The 17,303-nt window shown below is 32.7% G+C and carries 16 protein-coding genes; 4 read left to right on the top strand and 12 right to left on the bottom strand.

Annotated features, from left to right (window positions below; translation table 11 throughout):
• Window positions 1-5: 5 nt before the first annotated feature.
• The 6 genes from B4G36_RS12575 to B4G36_RS12550 form a co-directional block, all read right to left on the bottom strand.
• Window positions 6-905, bottom strand: coding sequence for an AAA family ATPase (locus tag B4G36_RS12575; protein ID WP_291064244.1), 900 nt, complete (start codon window positions 903-905; stop codon window positions 6-8).
• Window positions 880-1,401 carry a hypothetical protein gene (locus B4G36_RS12570; RefSeq protein ID WP_291050902.1) on the bottom strand — a complete coding sequence of 174 codons (522 nt, stop codon included), beginning with the start codon at window positions 1,399-1,401 and terminating at the stop codon, window positions 880-882. The genes B4G36_RS12575 and B4G36_RS12570 overlap by 26 nt, the downstream gene beginning before the upstream one ends.
• A 139-nt stretch (window positions 1,402-1,540) precedes the next feature.
• On the bottom strand, window positions 1,541-2,839 hold the full coding sequence (locus B4G36_RS12565) for a cation:proton antiporter (RefSeq protein WP_291064243.1): 1,299 nt from the start codon (window positions 2,837-2,839) through the stop codon (window positions 1,541-1,543).
• Window positions 2,840-2,927: 88 nt separating this feature from the next.
• A complete protein-coding gene (locus B4G36_RS12560; RefSeq protein WP_181816279.1) occupies window positions 2,928-3,770 on the bottom strand; it encodes an OmpA/MotB family protein in 843 nt (280 codons plus the stop codon).
• A 148-nt stretch (window positions 3,771-3,918) separates the two neighbouring features.
• A complete protein-coding gene (lysM, locus tag B4G36_RS12555) occupies window positions 3,919-4,374 on the bottom strand; it encodes a peptidoglycan-binding protein LysM (protein WP_291064242.1) in 456 nt (151 codons plus the stop codon).
• Between the two features lie 63 nt (window positions 4,375-4,437).
• Window positions 4,438-5,274, bottom strand: coding sequence for a hypothetical protein (locus B4G36_RS12550; protein ID WP_291064241.1), 837 nt, complete (start codon window positions 5,272-5,274; stop codon window positions 4,438-4,440).
• Window positions 5,275-5,399: 125 nt separating this feature from the next.
• Here B4G36_RS12550 and B4G36_RS12545 point away from each other — a divergent pair, with 125 nt between their 5' ends.
• Window positions 5,400-6,440, top strand: coding sequence for an asparaginase (locus B4G36_RS12545; protein WP_291064240.1), 1,041 nt, complete (start codon window positions 5,400-5,402; stop codon window positions 6,438-6,440).
• Window positions 6,441-6,502: 62 nt separating this feature from the next.
• Here the strand turns inward: B4G36_RS12545 and B4G36_RS12540 are convergent, their stop codons facing one another.
• Complete coding sequence (locus tag B4G36_RS12540) at window positions 6,503-7,906, bottom strand: DHA2 family efflux MFS transporter permease subunit (protein WP_291064239.1); 1,404 nt, start codon at window positions 7,904-7,906, stop codon at window positions 6,503-6,505.
• A gap of 73 nt (window positions 7,907-7,979) precedes the next feature.
• Here B4G36_RS12540 and B4G36_RS12535 point away from each other — a divergent pair, with 73 nt between their 5' ends.
• The 3 genes from B4G36_RS12535 to B4G36_RS12525 all read left to right on the top strand — a co-directional run bounded on the left by B4G36_RS12535 (window position 7,980) and on the right by B4G36_RS12525 (window position 10,143).
• The gene (locus B4G36_RS12535; RefSeq protein ID WP_291064238.1) at window positions 7,980-8,636 is read left to right on the top strand and encodes a TatD family hydrolase; all 657 of its coding nucleotides are present in this window, start codon (window positions 7,980-7,982) and stop codon (window positions 8,634-8,636) included.
• Window positions 8,637-8,651: 15 nt separating this feature from the next.
• Complete coding sequence (locus B4G36_RS12530) at window positions 8,652-9,374, top strand: tRNA threonylcarbamoyladenosine dehydratase (protein WP_038336843.1); 723 nt, start codon at window positions 8,652-8,654, stop codon at window positions 9,372-9,374.
• A gap of 61 nt (window positions 9,375-9,435) precedes the next feature.
• A complete protein-coding gene (locus B4G36_RS12525) occupies window positions 9,436-10,143 on the top strand; it encodes a hypothetical protein (RefSeq protein WP_291064237.1) in 708 nt (235 codons plus the stop codon).
• A 208-nt stretch (window positions 10,144-10,351) separates the two neighbouring features.
• Here B4G36_RS12525 and carB read toward each other — a convergent pair whose 3' ends face one another.
• From carB to argC, 5 genes are read right to left on the bottom strand one after another with little or no spacing between them, the layout of a single operon-like run.
• Window positions 10,352-13,582, bottom strand: a complete 3,231-nt coding sequence (gene carB / locus B4G36_RS12520) for a carbamoyl-phosphate synthase (glutamine-hydrolyzing) large subunit (protein WP_291064236.1) — start codon at window positions 13,580-13,582, stop codon at window positions 10,352-10,354.
• A gap of 11 nt (window positions 13,583-13,593) precedes the next feature.
• On the bottom strand, window positions 13,594-14,682 hold the full coding sequence (carA, locus tag B4G36_RS12515; RefSeq protein WP_291064235.1) for a glutamine-hydrolyzing carbamoyl-phosphate synthase small subunit: 1,089 nt from the start codon (window positions 14,680-14,682) through the stop codon (window positions 13,594-13,596).
• Window positions 14,675-15,811, bottom strand: coding sequence for an aspartate aminotransferase family protein (locus B4G36_RS12510; protein ID WP_291064234.1), 1,137 nt, complete (start codon window positions 15,809-15,811; stop codon window positions 14,675-14,677). The genes carA and B4G36_RS12510 overlap by 8 nt, the downstream gene beginning before the upstream one ends.
• Before the next feature lie 36 nt (window positions 15,812-15,847).
• Window positions 15,848-16,207: a four helix bundle protein gene (locus B4G36_RS12505; protein WP_291064233.1), complete on the bottom strand. Its 360-nt coding sequence runs from the start codon at window positions 16,205-16,207 to the stop codon at window positions 15,848-15,850.
• A gap of 33 nt (window positions 16,208-16,240) precedes the next feature.
• Window positions 16,241-17,227, bottom strand: coding sequence for an N-acetyl-gamma-glutamyl-phosphate reductase (argC, locus tag B4G36_RS12500; protein ID WP_291064232.1), 987 nt, complete (start codon window positions 17,225-17,227; stop codon window positions 16,241-16,243).
• Window positions 17,228-17,303 lie beyond the last annotated feature (76 nt).

Here is a 17,303-nt window from a genome sequence, read left to right as displayed (position 1 = left end):
TTATATTATTTATTCTGAACTTCTTTATTTTCTTCAACTGCTTGTTGAGCTGTAGGAGAAATTGCTTCATCACTTTGCTTAAAACCAATTTTAGTAATCGGAATTTCTTTTGATGATAAATAAAACTCTAAATCAGCATTTAATTCGATCAGACGATGCGGAAAATCTTGTCCGACATTTTGTTTGGCTTCAGTCAAAAAAATTGCACAATGTTTTAGATAATCAGACGTTAATTTCGATTTCGCTTCTTGAAATGCCGAAAACAATACCTTTTCTGTCATCACAATATTTTTCGTTTCATCTTTTCTGTATAATGCATATAAACGTTTTTTAAGCGATTGTGTAAAATCAATCATCATTGTATTTGAGAAAAGTTTCATTTCAGCCGCATAAGGCGTCCAGAAGTCTTTGTTCAACGCATTTTGATTTTTCAAAATTGATAATAAAGGAGAATCTTGCGCCAAGTTCGCAGTCATGTGGTGTAAAAGTAATTGTTTACGCTCGTCAAAAGTTGGAGGAAAAATCGGAATATGTAAATCAAAACGACCAGGTGCAACGATTTCATCATTCAAATTTGCTAAAGATTCAACAGCTCCAACAATCAAAAGTTCTTTCGTATCATTTTTCTGAATATGTCTAAAAACGGAATAAAACAAATCGACCATTTCGGGATAAATGGTATTTACAGAAGTAGAATGTAATATTTCGTCGAACGAATCAATAAACAATAATGTTTTAGGTTGATTCATCTTTTTTGAAAGAAAATCGGAGAATTTATTCTTTTTGTTATCAAAATTCCCAACTAAATAATCATTGAAAATATGTACAAATTCGTAACCAATCATATCCGCTATTTTCTTTGCCCAATATATTTTCCCACTACCTGGAGGTCCATACAAAATCAAGCCAGCAGGTTTTTGAGATTCCCCAACTTTCTCCTTGATCTTTGCTGATAAATGGATCTAACATATCAGTCATATAAAAATACAAATCGGTATAACCGACTAAACTTTTACCAGAAAAATCTTCGCATTGCGGAAATGCTTTTTCTATAAACGGATATTTTCCCCCAATGTAAGAATGAATCAAATAACTTGACACTCCCGTTTTCATCTGCTTTGCAACCTCAGCAGGAATTCCATTTGTCACAAAAAAATGAAGCACTTCTTCTTCTTTTGCACCAATTGTTTTAGCGATTTCTTCTATTGTTTTTTCTTTGGAATAATCTTCTGCATATTTTTTTAAGAAGTCTTTATTCTCTTCCGAAAATGTTATAAATTGTTGTGTTACATTAAAATTTTCGTCAATACAAAAACTCAAATCAATATTAAAATCATTGATAAAATTCTGTAAACTTCCTAAAGATATTTCGAGTTGATTAGATAAATCTTTTAATTTCATTCTGTTGGCTTGTTCTAATTTCTATTAAAAATAAAGATTAATTCGTGAACAAAACCATTTTAATTTCTAAACTTCTGTTAAAGGAGCAAGCGCATCTATAGATGCGCTTGCTCCTTTTAATTGTATCTTTTATAATTATTTACAATTTAGATGAATTAAGATAATCTTCCATTTCTTCTTTATTTGCTTCATCAGATTCGTCTTTTAGAACATGATGAGCCACTTTACCTACAGTTAAACCTTGAATAACGATTGAAAATAAAACAACGATGTATGTAATCTCTAATAACAAATCTTTCCATTCCGAATTTGGCATCGAAAGAACTAATGCAATTGAAACTCCTCCACGAATTCCTCCCCAAACCAAGACAATAAGTGAACCTTTGGAGAATGTATTTTTTCTTAAAATAGTACGAGCAGGAATCACAATTGATAATGTTCGAGATAATAGGACTATAAAAATTGTGGCAATTCCTAATAGAATTTGATCCATTAAATCTTCTATTAACAACAATTCGAAACCTATAAAAAGGAATAAAATGGCATTCATTATTTCATCAATAAGCTCCCAAAATTTGTTTAAATAATCTTGAGTTGTTTTGCTCATTGCGAATTTCTTTCCATAATTTCCGATGATTAAACCTGCTATAACCATTGCTAAAGGGCTCGAAACATGAAGTTCTTTTGCAATCAAAAATCCTCCCATTACAATCGACAATGTAATTAAAGCTGAAACTTTATAATCATCAATTTTTTTCATGGATCTAGATGCTGTAAATCCTAATAATAACCCAAGTAAAATTCCACCTCCAGCTTCCATCAAGAATAATTTTGAAACACTTGCAAAGTCAGCATCAAAGCTTGGATTAGTTGCTATTTGTAAAACTACTGCGAACATTACAACAGCTACACCATCATTAAATAATGACTCTCCTGTAATTTTTGTCTCAATAATCTTAGGAACTTTTGCTTGTTTCAAAATTCCTAATACAACAATTGGATCAGTTGGAGAAATTAATGTTCCGAACAATAAACAATAGATATACGGAATTTGAATACCGAAATATGGCGCAATGTAATATAAAATTACTGATATAATAAATGCTGATAATACTACCGAAATTGTAGCATAAGTAGCAATTGTCCATCTCAAGTTTTTCAGATCGAGTATATTAACGTGCATTGCACCTGCAAAAAGCAGAAAATTAAGCATTGCGCCCATCAATATTTCATTGAAGTCTAAACTGTTAAAGAGTTGAAACATGTCTTTTGTAGCATCAGGAAAATAGCTATCTCCCAATAAACGGATAGCGACAGATACTAACATGGCGATAATCATAATTCCAATTGTTCCAGGTAATTTTAGGAATCGAAGGTTTGCATAAGAAAATAATGCAGCAAGAACAATTAGAACCGAAAAAGAATAATATAGTTCCATTGGTATTGATTAAAATTTGGAAAAAGTTACAAAAAAAGAGCCACTATAAAGTGGCTCTTTCTATATTAATTTGATTTTTTTACCAAAATTAGTTTTTTGGGGCTTGCCCAATTAAATCCATAAATTGATCTAACTTAGGTAAGATAATAATTTGTGTACGACGGTTTTTAGATTTTCCTTCCGCAGTAGCATTTGTAGTTAATGGGTTATATTCTCCACGTCCACCAGCTGTTAAACGTTTACCATCAACACCGTATTGATTTTGTAATGCTTGCACAACAGAAGATGCACGTAAAGCAGATAAATCCCAGTTGTTACGGATGTTTGGTTTAGAAATTGGCACATTATCTGTGTTACCTTCAATCAATACATCGTAATCTTTATAATCGTTGATGATTTTCGCAATTTTACTTAAAGTTTCTCCTGCAGCAGGTGAAATTTCGTAGCTACCAGATTTGTACAACATGTTATCAGCTAACGAGATGTAAACAACACCTTTTAATACTTTAACATCAACATCTTTTGCTTCATTGCTAGATAAAGAACGCGTTAAGTTGTTTGTTAAAACCATATTCAAACTATCCGATTTGCTTTTCGCATCGATCAAATGTTTAATGTATTTGTTAGACTGATTGATTTCGTTCACTAATTCAGAAACGTTTTTAGAACCACCATTAATACAATTTTTCAATTGTTCTTGTAATTGTTTAATTTGATTTCTTTCACTCTGAACTGTGTTTTCGTACTGACCTTGGTTAGATTCAAAATTAGCTAATTTAGCTTTCGCTACAGCCAATTCTGTTTGACATCCTTGGTTCTCAGAATAAGCAGAATTGAATTTATTTTGTAATTCATCATACTTCTTCTGACTCACACAACTAAATAAAGTTGAAGCAGCGATAACCGCTACTGGCAAAATTGAAACTTTCATAATTATTTTTTTATTTCAGTTATACGAATATATGTTATTATTTTTTATTGCGAGTATATATTCCGCAAAAACCGTGCTGTAAAAATATAAAACTCCTACAATCATTTGGTTGTAGGAGTTTTAACGTTAATATTTTATTTCTATTATATTAATCCTGAGGAATATATAAAACCTGACCTGGATAAATCTTATCTTCGTGTTTTAACATTGGTTTGTTTGCTTCAAAAATTTTTGGATACTGCATTGGATCTCCATAAACTTCTTTTGCAATTTTAGATAAAGAATCTCCACTTTTTACAGTATACATTGTCTTAGATAAATCTGGAATCTCAATTTTCAAAGGTGTTTTCAATGTTAATTGATCTTCTACTCCTTCCACACCATCAATGTTACCTGCTGTTGCTAAAATTTTTTGTTTCTCATTGATGTCCAACGCTTGTCCAGCTACTACAATTTTATCTCCATCAGTAGAAAAAGTTACTCCTGATAAATCAAATCCTTGTTTTGCAACTTGTTCTTGTACTTTAGCTGCTTTTTCTTCTGGTGTTTCTGCACCTCCGAAGACTTTTTCTCCGGCATTTTTGATAAATGAAAATAATCCCATAGCGAGTTGATTTTAATAATATTTATTTGTTGATATTTAGTAAATATATAATTTCTCTAACAATTATCGTGCAATTGATGAATATTTCTTTTTTAAATTTTCCGTAATCGAGCGTTGTTGCTGAATTTGACTAGTTAATTGATTAATTTTTGCGTCTAAACCTTTATCGTTCTCTTCAGCAGTTTGTATTTTTACGCTCAATGTTACTACTTGATCTTCTATAGATCGCAAAGAGTTTTCTGTTTTTATCTTTTTCTTCATCAAACCATCAGTTACTTTATCATTCGATTCTCTTTCCAATTGATTCACCACCAAATCTAACTTATCGCCCAAAGCTTGCTTTTTACTTTCTAATTTCAATAAGGTGTTATTATCTTTTAGATATGATTTGATCGAGTTTCCTTTTTTCAATTGTGCATCAGCGTTTTCTTTTGTCAATCGAATCATATTTTCGTTCGCTAACCTCAACTCATTTCGTACACAACCTTGCTTCGTTTTTGTTGCTAAATCTTGCAATTGAGCATAAATTTTATCAAACTCTGCCGAATTACTATTAAATGTCATTCCATTTTGATCCGTTAATGTATTAATCACAGTCGTTTTTCCATTTTCTTCATCAACCAAACTAATCACAGATTTATACACATCTTGCGAATTTTTGAACTTGATATTACTCGCTTCATGTCTTTTCAAAAAAGCAGAAGAACCTTCTTTGTTCGTTACCCAATTTTCCCACGATTTCACAATCAAATTCTGCGCACAATTATCCGTAGAAAAAGCAAAAGATTTCAGTTCTTGTCCGTTCATTTCGTACTCAACTTCAAACAATCCTTCATCAGATTGTGCATTAACATAAGCTGATGTTAACAAAGTTGTAATGGCTAAAAGTAATAGTTTCATCAAGTTGATAGTTTAAATTTATGTTCACAATTATTTATCCAATTTACAAAATATCGGAGTTTGAGAAAAGATGTTGTACAGATTTTTTATAATGGTTAATTTTAACCAGAAATTAATCAAACCGCATGCAAACAAAAATTTTATTAATTTACACAGGAGGAACAATTGGAATGGCGAAAGATTATGGCGATCAATCCTTGAAACCTTTCAATTTTGATAATTTGTTGAAACAAATTCCAGAGTTGGGACTTTTAGATTGTTCTTTCGATTATCATAGTTTCGATACGCCTATAGATTCGTCTGATATGAAACCAAAATATTGGATCGAAATTGCAGAAACCATTCAACAAAACTACGAAAACTATGATGGTTTTGTCGTTTTACATGGAACAGATACGATGGCGTATACGGCTTCTGCAATGAGTTTTATGATTGACAATCTTGAAAAACCTATCATTTTCACTGGTTCGCAATTACCAATTGGAGATTTGCGTACAGATGCGAAAGAAAATTTAATTACTTCGATTCAATTGGCTTCATTACGCAAAAATGACAAACCAATTATCAAAGAAGTTTGCGTGTATTTTGAATATAAATTGTTCCGTGCGAATAGAACAACTAAGATTAATGCAGAAAACTTTGATGCTTTCGAGTCACCGAATTATCCAGTAATTGGGGTTTCCGGTGTTCATCTGGAAGTGAAAGAAGATTTGTTGTTAAAAAATGTTGTTACGCATAAACTCTCTATTAACAAAAATCTAAATGCTGATGTTGGTGTTTTGAAGATTTTCCCTGGAATGAATCGTTCTTTTATCGAAAGTGTTTTGAATGCTCCAAATATGAAAGCTTTTATTATTGAAGCTTTTGGAACTGGAAATATTTTTACTGATGATTGGTTTATCGAATTGCTGGAAGAAATAACGAATAAAGGAGTTCATCTTATCATCAACACGCAATGTGCGGGCGGAATGGTAGAGCTTGGACGTTATGCGACAAGTGATGCGTTGCTAAATATGGGCGCAATTTCGAGTTATGATTTGACAATGGAAGCTGCAATTACAAAAGCCATTTATTTATTAGGTCAAAATCTTTCGAAAGAAGAATTCAAAACGCAATACGAAGCAAACTTAAAAGGTGAACTTCGTCATCATTTTTACAATGATTAAATCAAAATAATATAAAACGAAAAAAATCTCTACCAAGTAGAGATTTTTTTATGTTCTAAATTTTATTTCTTCCCCGACATCGAAGCGCCATCAGAATTTCTTAGTTTTAAAAAGATGTAAGTTGATAAAATTGTCATCACACCCATCGTCAAAAATGAATAACGGAAAGCTTGTACTTCCACTCCATTTACAAATCCTGCTTGTCTAAAAACGCCTAAAATTAATGCGGCTACAGATATTCCAAAAGTTAATGACAATTGTTGTGTGACCGACAATAAACTATTTCCTTCACTGGATGTATTTTCGTCCAAATCGGCTAAAGACAAGGTATTCATCGCTGTAAATTGTATCGAACTAAAAAATCCATTCAAAACCATTAACGGAATGATATAATAAATTGGTGATTTCGATTCTAAAAAGAAAAACATACAAATGATTAATCCTAAAATCATTGTATTGGAAATCAACGTATTTCGATAACCAAATTTATTCACAATTGGCACAACAAACGATTTTGCAATAATGTTACTTGTTGCAGATGGAATCATAATTAATCCCGCTACAGTAGCGGAATATCCATAACCAACTTGCAATAAAAGCGGAATAAGAAAAGGTATTCCTCCAATTCCTAATCGTGTAATAAGATTTCCTATAATACCAATTCGCAAAGTTCTAATGTTAAACAAATTCAAATCGATTAAAGGATGTTGTTTATGTTTTGCATGATAAATATACAACCCAATCAAAAAGGCTGAAACTACAGTCAATGCTAATACAGTTTGCAGCCCAATCACACGAGAAGATGTCAATTCCATAATCAATGTTAAGACAGTAACTCCTCCACTAAAAAGAATCAAACCTCTGATATCAAATTTAAAAACTGGATGTTTAAAATCGGGTATCGCAAAAGTTGTCATCCAAAGTGCAATAATTCCGAATGGAATATTCACAATAAAAATCCAATGCCACGATAAAGTTTCAACCAAAATACCTCCAATTGTTGGTCCAAGAAGTGGACCTATTAATCCTGGAATGGTGATAAAATTTATCACTTTTAATAATTCAATTTTTGGATAAGCATACAAAATTGCTAAACGCACAACGGGAACCATCATCGATCCTCCAATCGCTTGTATGACGCGTGAAATCACTAAAAAAGGCAAAGTTGTGGCAAACGCACAAAGTGTGGATCCAAGTGTAAAAATCAATATCGCTGATTGAAAAACTTTTTTCGTTCCATATTTATCCGAAAGCCAACCACTCAAAGGAATTAACAAAGCGATTGTTAATGTATACGTAACGATAATCGACTGAATTTCCAAAGGAGATTTTCCTAATTCTTTTGCGATTGTAGGCAATGATGTATTTAAAATTGTAGCGTCCAAAGCTTGCATAAAAATTGCCATCGCACCAAGCCATGGCAAAAACTTCAACATTTTTGGACTTAAAATATGATCTGAATTCATTGAAATTCCTACAGCAAATTCTATTCCTATTTTAACATTTCGGAAAATCATTGAAAAAGATTAAATTTGAACTATGTTTCTCAACGCGCATACACATCATTTAGTTCATCAAACAGATGTTTTGGAATTGTATAATCAGTTTCCAAATGAGTTGAATAATGAAGCAAAATTGTTTTCGATTGGGATTCATCCAGCTTACATCAATACCTCATCAATAGAGGAAGAAATCGAAATTATCAATCAAACTATTTCGAATAAAAACTGTTTGGCGATTGGTGAAATTGGATTGGATAAATTGTGCGAAACAGATTTTGAATTACAAATCAATGTTTTTGAAAAACAATTAGAAATTGCAACCCAACATCAACTTCCAGTCATTATACATTCGGTTCGCGCTTATCAAGAAATTTTACACATTCGAAAACAAATGAAATTGACGATTCCGTTTATTTTTCATGGTTTCAATAAGAATGAGCAATTACTCAATCAAATTATTGCGCAAAATTGTTTTGCATCTTTTGGTAAAAATCTTCTATCAAACAAAAACTTACAAATTATATTTGCAAATCTTTCCGCGAATCAATTCTTTTTGGAGAATGATGCAAGCGAAATCTCTATTGAAGAAATTTATACTTTTGCAGCGGATTTGAGAAAAATTACAATCGAGGAATTACAACTTCAACAAGCGAAAAATTGGAAAGCAGTTTTCGGTTACGAAGTTCAATCATAATTAAAATACATTTCAATGGCAGTTTGGCAAGAAAGAGCTGAATTATTATTCAAAGAAGAAGGTTTAGAAATCCTAAAAAATTCGAACATTTTAGTTGTTGGTTTAGGTGGAGTTGGCTCTTTTGCCGCAGAATTTATCGCACGCGCAGGAGTTGGAAAAATGACAATTGTTGATGGTGATACTGTTGATATTACAAATATTAATCGACAATTACCCGCTTTACACTCAACTGTTGGAATGAACAAAGTAGACATCGTTGGCGATCGTTTAATGGACATTAATCCTGAATTAGAATTAACGCGTATCAACGAATTTTTGAGTCCAGAACGTACACACGAAATCGTCACACCAGATTTTGATTATGTGTTAGATTGCATCGATTCTGTTACACCAAAAATTAATTTGATTTTAGCTGCAAAACGCAAAAAAATTAAAGTAATCAGCAATATGGGCGCTGGAGGAAAATATTTGGCAAGCAAAGTACAAGTGCGTGATATTAGCAAAACAGATGTTTGTCCGTTGGCAAAAAATGTTAGAAAACGATTAAAAAAAGAAGGAATTAATAAAGGTGTAAAAGCTGTTTTTTCGACAGAAGTTCCAGATGAATCTTCGGTAAAATTAACGGACGGAAAAAATTATAAAAAATCGTTTTACGGAACTAATTCGTGGATGCCTGGTTTATTCGGATTGCATGCGGCAGAAACGGTGATTCGACATTTATTAAAAAAAGATAAATAATTAAGTACTTTCTTAAAGATTTAATTAATTTAGTTGCGAATTAACAAAGAGACGAAAAAAAATGAAAATCAATTACGATTATATCACATACGAGGATGTTTTGAGAGCACGTCAATTTATGTACGAGCAAGCGTTGGAACAGAATGCGACTAATTCGTTGTTGAACACTGCGAGAGATTTATTTGGAAACAGCAATTTCGAGATGTGTATCAAAATTTGTGAAGGTTTATTGGATGCAAAAGACCCAAAACAATTGTACGATGCTAAGAAATTAATTGCGTTATCATATTATAGTTTACAAGATTTTGAGAATGCGGATAATGCATTTTTCGATATCGCTCAAAACTCTGATAATTCAGACGATTGGTTTAATGTTGTCATTTCTGCAGCTTTAAATAAAAATATCGAACGTAGTAAAGAATCTTTTGGAATTGCACTAGAAAAATACACGAAATTTGGTCATCAACGTAATATGCCTTCAGTACAATTGATGTTGCATTATATGATTACGTTAGAAACTGTAAAAGAATACGTTTTGGCTTTGGAACAATGTAGAATGTTGGTACAAGTTTACGCTAAATTGAAAAAAACAGACGAAAAATTCTTAAGTTCTCGTGGTTTAGAACAAATCGAAAACTTTTTGGAAACTGCAAAACCAGTTTTGAAAAAAGCAAAAAAGAAAGAATTAACAGAAATTAAAAAAGAGTTATTAGAAGCTCTTGACGCAAACGGCGTAGAAAAAGTAGAAGCTTTTTTTGCTGAGTTTTAAGAAAATTATTTTTTTACATATTTTAAAATCCACTTCTCTCGAAATGGATTTTTTGTTTTAATACTTAATTAATGTGATCCTGAAACGAATTCATCTTCACATTAAATTAGATTCCTCCTTTTTCGGAATGACAAATTCAAAAAAAACAACATAAAAAAAGCCTCGCATTTGCGAGGCTTTCTAACTTCTAATATCTAGATTCTAATTTCTATTTATTACGGTATTCGTTCCAAGTTTTGATTTTTAAATCATCCATTGTTAAGGTTGTAAATGCATTGATGAAAGCCGAAGCTAAACGTGCATTTGTAACCAACGGAATATTGAAATCTACTGCTGTACGACGAATTTGATAATCGTTGTCTAATTCCGCTTTTGTTAAGTTTTTCGGAATGTTGATCACCATATCAATTTTCTTGTCATGTAAATAAGACATTACATTTGGCTCTTTTTTATCAGAAGGCCAGTAAACAAGTGTAGAATACACATCATTTTCTGTAAAGAATTTGTGCGTTCCTTCTGTTGCATAAATTTTGTAACCTTTTGCGATTAATTGTTTCGCTGGCTCTAACAAAGCAACTTTAGAAACAATTGGTCCACCAGAAATTAAAACTGTTTTCTCAGGAATTTCATACCCAACAGATAGCATTGATTTTAATAAAGCTTCTTCCGCTGTATCACCGATACATCCAACTTCTCCTGTCGAAGACATGTCTACTGATAAAACTGGATCTGCTCCTGCTAAACGTGTAAATGAGAACTGAGAAGCTTTCACTCCAACATAATCTAAATCGTAAACGATTTCTGAATGTCCCTTTTCTACTTCTAATCCTAATAAAACTTTTGTTGCTTTTTCGATTAAATTATTTCCTGCAACTTTCGATACGAATGGGAACGAACGAGAAGCACGAATATTAGTTTCGATAACACGAACTGTATTATTTTTTGATAAGAACTGAATGTTCATTGGTCCAGAAATTTCGAAACGTTTTGCAATTTTCGCTGCAACTTTACGCATTTGACGAATTGTTTCGATGTACACTTTTTGTGGTGGATAATACATTGTTGCATCTCCTGAGTGAACTCCCGCAAATTCTACGTGTTCAGAAACTGCGTAATCTACAATTTCTCCATTTTGACAAACTGCATCCAACTCAATTTCTTTTGCACCTTGCACGAATTCTGAAACTACAACTGGATAATCAGGAGAAACTTCTTTCGCTAATTTCAAGAAAGCATCTAACTCGTGCGTATTTGAAACTACGTTCATCGCAGCTCCAGATAAGACATAAGAAGGACGAATCAATACTGGGAAATTAACTTCTTCCACAAATTTGTGAATCGCTTCTAAAGAAGAAAGCTCTTTCCAACGTGGTTGATCGATTCCTAATTCATCTAATATTTCTGAGAATTTGTGACGATTTTCTGCATCATCAATTCTTAAAGGAGAAGTTCCTAAAATATTTATTGATTGATCGTACAATTTCATCGCTAAATTATTCGGAATTTGACCTCCTGTCGAAATAATTGTTCCTTCAGGTTGTTCAAAATCTAAAATATCCATTACACGTTCAAAAGACAATTCTTCGAAGTATAAACGATCTGACTCATCATAATCTGTCGAAACCGTTTCTGGATTATAGTTAATGATAATTGTTTTGTAACCATTTTTTGATGCTGTATGCGCTGCATTTACAGAACACCAGTCAAACTCTACAGACGAACCAATACGATAAACTCCAGATCCTAAAATACAAACTGCTTTCTCAGTTTCTGGCTCCAAATCATTTTCAGTTCCGTGATAGGTTACATATAAATAATTTGTTTGTGCTGGGAATTCTGCTGCTAACGTATCAATTTGTTTTACAACAGGTTTAATTCCGAAGTTTTTACGTAATTCACGAACTGTTAATTCGTTTCTGTGTACGTTTTGATCTCCTTTTACTAAAACTGCAATTTGTTGATCCGAGAATCCTAATAATTTTGCACGTTTTACTAAATCTGCTTCAACTTGTTCAAATCTTTCTAACGCTTCAAATTCTTTTGATACATTAAAAATTCTTTCTAAACGTTGTAAAAACCATAAATCGATTTTTGTTAAATCGTGAATTTTTTCAATCGAATATCCCGCTTTGAAAGCTTCAGTAATCGCATATAAACGCTCGTCATTTGGCTCAGCTAACCACGTATCCAAAGATTCACCTTCTGGAATTTTGAATCCATTTGCTACGAAACCTCTATGTCCGATGTCTAACATACGAACTCCTTTCTGAATTGCTTCTTCGAAAGAACGTCCAACAGCCATAACTTCTCCAACAGATTTCATTGCAGAACCAATGTTACGACGAACACCGTAGAATTTATTTAAATCCCAACGAGGCAATTTCACTACACAATAATCTAACGCAGGTTCGAACATCGCAGATGTCGTTTGCGTTACACTATTTTTCAACTCATCTAAAGAATAACCTAAAGCTAATTTAGCAGCCACGAAAGCTAAAGGATAACCTGTTGCTTTTGACGCCAAAGCTGACGAACGAGATAAGCGAGCGTTCACTTCGATTACACGATATTCTTCTGAAACAGTATCGAAAGCATATTGAATGTTACATTCTCCAACTACACCAAGATGGCGAATTGTGCGAATGGCAACTTCACGTAATTTATGATATTCTGAATTTGATAAAGTTTGAGAAGGTGCAATAACGATTGACTCTCCAGTATGAACTCCAATCGGATCGAAGTTCTCCATGTTACAAACTGTGATACAGTTATCGTAAGAATCACGAACTACTTCGTACTCAATTTCTTTCCATCCTTTTAATGACTCTTCCACTAAAACTTGAGAAGAATAATTGAATGCTTTTTCAACTAAATCTAATAATTCTTCTTCGTTATTTGCGAAACCAGAACCTAAACCTCCTAAAGCGTACGCCGCACGAATGATTAATGGGAAACCGATGCGTTTACCAGCTGCCATTGCGTCTTCTACAGTTTCTACTGCTTCTGAACGAGCGGTTAAAACACCAATTTGGTCTAATTTTTCGATGAAAATATCACGATCTTCCGTTGCTTCAATTACTGGAATTTGAGTTCCTAAAACCTCAACACCATATTTCTCGAATATATTTTCTTTATTTAATTCAACCGCACAGTTTAAAGCTGTTTGTCCTCCAAAGGCTACTAAAACTCCGTCTGGTTTTTCTTTTTGAATAACTTTTTCTACAAAGTAAGGTGTTACAGGTAAGAAATAAACTTCGTCTGCAATACCTTCAGAAGTTTGAACAGTTGCAATATTTGGATTGATTAAAACTGTTTTAATTCCTTCTTCTTTTAACGCTTTTAACGCTTGCGAACCAGAGTAATCAAACTCACCTGCTTGACCAATTTTTAATGCTCCTGATCCTAATACTAATACTTTTTTAATATCTTTTTTTAACATCGTGATTCTGATTATGCGTTTGCGTTATTATATTTTTTTACTTCTTCGATGAATTCATCAAATAAATATTCTGTATCAACTGGTCCTCCCATTGCTTCTGGGTGGAATTGAACTGTAAAGATTGGTTTTGATTCGTGACGAATTCCTTCACACGTTCCATCATTTAAGTTCGTAAAGAATGTTTTAAATCCTTCTGGTAATTTAGAATCATCTACTGCGAAACCGTGGTTTTGAGATGTAATAAAACATCTTTTTGTTCCAACTAATTGTACAGGTTGATTATGTGAACGGTGTCCGTATTTTAATTTGAAAGTAGATGCTCCAGCAGCTAAACTAACCAATTGATTTCCTAAACAAATTCCGAAAATTGGTTTATCTCCTTTCAAAGATTCTTTGATATTATTAATTGTAGGAATACATAAAGCTGGATCACCAGGTCCATTCGAAATAAATAATCCATCATATTCTAATGTTGAATAATCATAATCCCAAGGAACTCGAATTACCTCAACATCACGATTTACAAAACAACGGATGATGTTATTTTTCACTCCACAATCAATCAAAACAATTTTGATATCAGCACCTTCGTTGTAACGAATCACTTCTTTACAAGAAACTTGATCTACTAAATTATCTTCGTTCGGATCGTAATATGCGACATCTGTATCAGCAACAATTTTTCCTAAAGTAGAACCTTGCTCACGTAATTTTTTTGTAATCATACGTGTATCAACTCCATAAATACCAGGAATGTTTTGACTTTCTAACCAAGCTCCTAATTTTTGAATAGCGTTCCAATGCGAATAATCATCAGCATAATAAGAAACAACCAAACCAGTTACTTGAATTTGGTTCGATTCCATCCAAGCTTCAATTTCATTAATCATTGCTTTATCATCTGGAACACCATAGTTTCCGATCATTGGAGCTGTCATCACCATAATCTGCCCTTTGTAAGAAGGGTCAGTCAAACTTTCATTATATCCAACCAAAGCTGTGTTGAATACTACTTCTCCTGCGGCAGAAGTATACGCACCGAAAGATTTTCCTTCGATTTCTAATCCGTCTTGGAATACTAATTTTACTGTCTTATCCATTGATGATAATGTTAATTTCAGTTTCTAAAGCTGATATGAATTTATCTATGTATTGTTTTGTTACTGTTAAAGGTGGCAATAAACGAATAACGTTTGTACCAGCGTAGCCTACAAAAATATTGTGTTTTGTAACTAAGTTATTTTTTAATTCGCCGATTGGGAAATCAAACTCGATTCCAATCATTGATCCTCGACCACGAACTTCTTTAATTTTTGGAAATTTATTTAATTGGATTCCAACATATTCTCCAATTTCTTTTGCATTTTCGATTAAGTTTTCTTGCTCAATCACATCTAAAACGGCTACCGCTGCAGCACAAGCTAAATGATTTCCTCCAAAAGTTGTTCCTAATAATCCGTAAGAAGCTTTAAATTCTGGAGAGATTAAAACTCCACCGATTGGAAATCCGTTCCCCATTCCTTTTGCCATCGTAATCAAATCTGCTTTGATACATGAATGTTGATGCGCAAAGAATTTCCCAGATCGTCCATAACCACATTGAATTTCATCTGCGATTAAAACCACTCCATTTTCTGTACAAACTTTTCTTAATTCTTGTACAAATTCGTCAGAAGGTAAAATGATTCCTCCAACTCCTTGAATTGGTTCGTAAATAACCGCTGCAACATCTCCTCCAGCAATTACTTCTTTCACTGCATCAATATTATATTCTACGAAAGATACTTTGTGATGAGCATTGTAAGGCGCAACAATTTTTGGATTATCTGTTAGCGCAACTGTTCCAGAAGTACGTCCATGAAACGCATCTTTGAACGCAATTACACGATCTTTTCCTGTATGAAAAGATGCTAATTTCACTGCATTTTCGTTAGCTTCTGCTCCAGAGTTAATCAAGAATAAAGTATAATCTTCGTAACCTGATGCTTTACCTAATTTTTCTGCTAATTCTTGCTGAATCGGAATATTAACTGAGTTCGAATAAAACCCGATATTATTAATTTGTTCTGTTAATTTCTCAACATAATATGGATGAGAGTGACCGATAGAAATCACTGCGTGACCTCCATAAAGGTCCAAATATTCTTTTCCGCTTTCGTCCCAAAGTATACAATCTTTAGCTTTAACCGGAGTTACATTCATTAATGGATATACGTCGAATAGTTTCATTTAATAAGTTTTAAGTGATGAGTTTTGAGTAATGAGTTAAGCGCTTGTTCTAATTTTATTTATTAATCCAATTAGCATTGCTTTAATTTCATTACACTCATCCGTTAATTTTGAATATTCTTCAATATTTATATAATTCAAATCTTTAGCTAACAAAATAAAGTATGTAACTTCATTTAAAGAGCCTAAAGAAATATTTAAAAATTGAGCAAAGTCTTTATTTGAGTTTCTTCCACAACCTTCTGCAATATTTGCAGGTATAAAAGATGATGCTCTTTTGATTTGAGAAATTAATCCAAATTGTTCTTCTTTTGGAAATTGATTTACAATTTTATATAAATCTAAAACCAAGAGATGTGAACGATTCCAAACTTGTAATTTTCTATAATCTTGCATACTCAAAACTTATAACTCAATACTCACAACTTTTTAAAACGCCACCGTTTTAAGATTAAGTCCTAAGTTTTCTTCCCAACCGAACATCAAGTTCATGTTTTCTACGGCTTGTCCAGATGCACCTTTTGTTAAGTTATCAATGATAGAAGTAATTAACAATATATCATCTTGTTTCTGTACGTGTAAAAAACATTTGTTTGTATTTACAACTTGTTTCAGAGCGATTGGAGCATCAGAAACGTGTGTAAAAGGCTCATTTTTGTAATATTCGTTGAAGATATTTTTTGATTCTTCTTCTGATAAATCAGATTTTAAATAAACACCTGCTAAAATTCCGCGCGCAAAATCTCCTCGCATTGGTAAAAAATATACTTTGTTATTGAAATCTTTTTGTAATTGATTCAATGTTTGGTAAATTTCACCTTCATGTTGATGTGTAAATTCTTTGTAGAAAGAAACGTTATTATTTCGCCAACTAAAGTGCGTAGAAGCAGATAAACTTTGTCCGGCACCTGTAGAACCCGTTACAGCATTGATGTGAATATCATTTTTGATTTCATTTTTCGCTGCCAATGGTAACAATGCTAATTGAATAGCTGTTGCAAAACAACCTGGATTTGCAATATTTTGAGCTGTTTTGATTGCTTCGCGGTCTAATTCTGGTAAACCGTAAACAAACGTTCTATCTTCGAAAATGTGGTTCGCATTTAATCGAAAATCGTTACTCAAATCAATAATTTTTGTGTTCGCTGAGTATTTATTGTTCTGTAAAAACTCTGCCGATTTTCCGTGACCAAGGCATAAAAAAACGACATCAGCATTTTCGTCTATTTTATTCGAAAATACGATGTCAGTTTCTCCAAACAAATCGTCGTGCACTTTGGTAACGGGGTTGCCTGCATTTGATGTACTGTACACAGACGAAATATTAACCATCGGATGATGTATCAATATTCTTAGCAGTTCGCCTGCTGTGTAGCCAGCACCTCCTACAATGCTTACGTTAATTTTGTTTGTCATTTGTTATGTTTTGCGCGTGTTTTTTTTAAGGTATAATACCTATACTATATTTCTAAAATAAAGTGGACTCGTTGGA

The sequence above is a fragment of the Empedobacter sp. UBA3239 genome, assembly GCF_002362875.1.
Classification (GTDB): Bacteria; Bacteroidota; Bacteroidia; order Flavobacteriales; family Weeksellaceae; genus Empedobacter; species Empedobacter falsenii_B.
The sequence above is the reverse complement of the archived record's forward strand: the minus strand, read 5'-3'. Positions and strand labels throughout refer to the sequence as shown.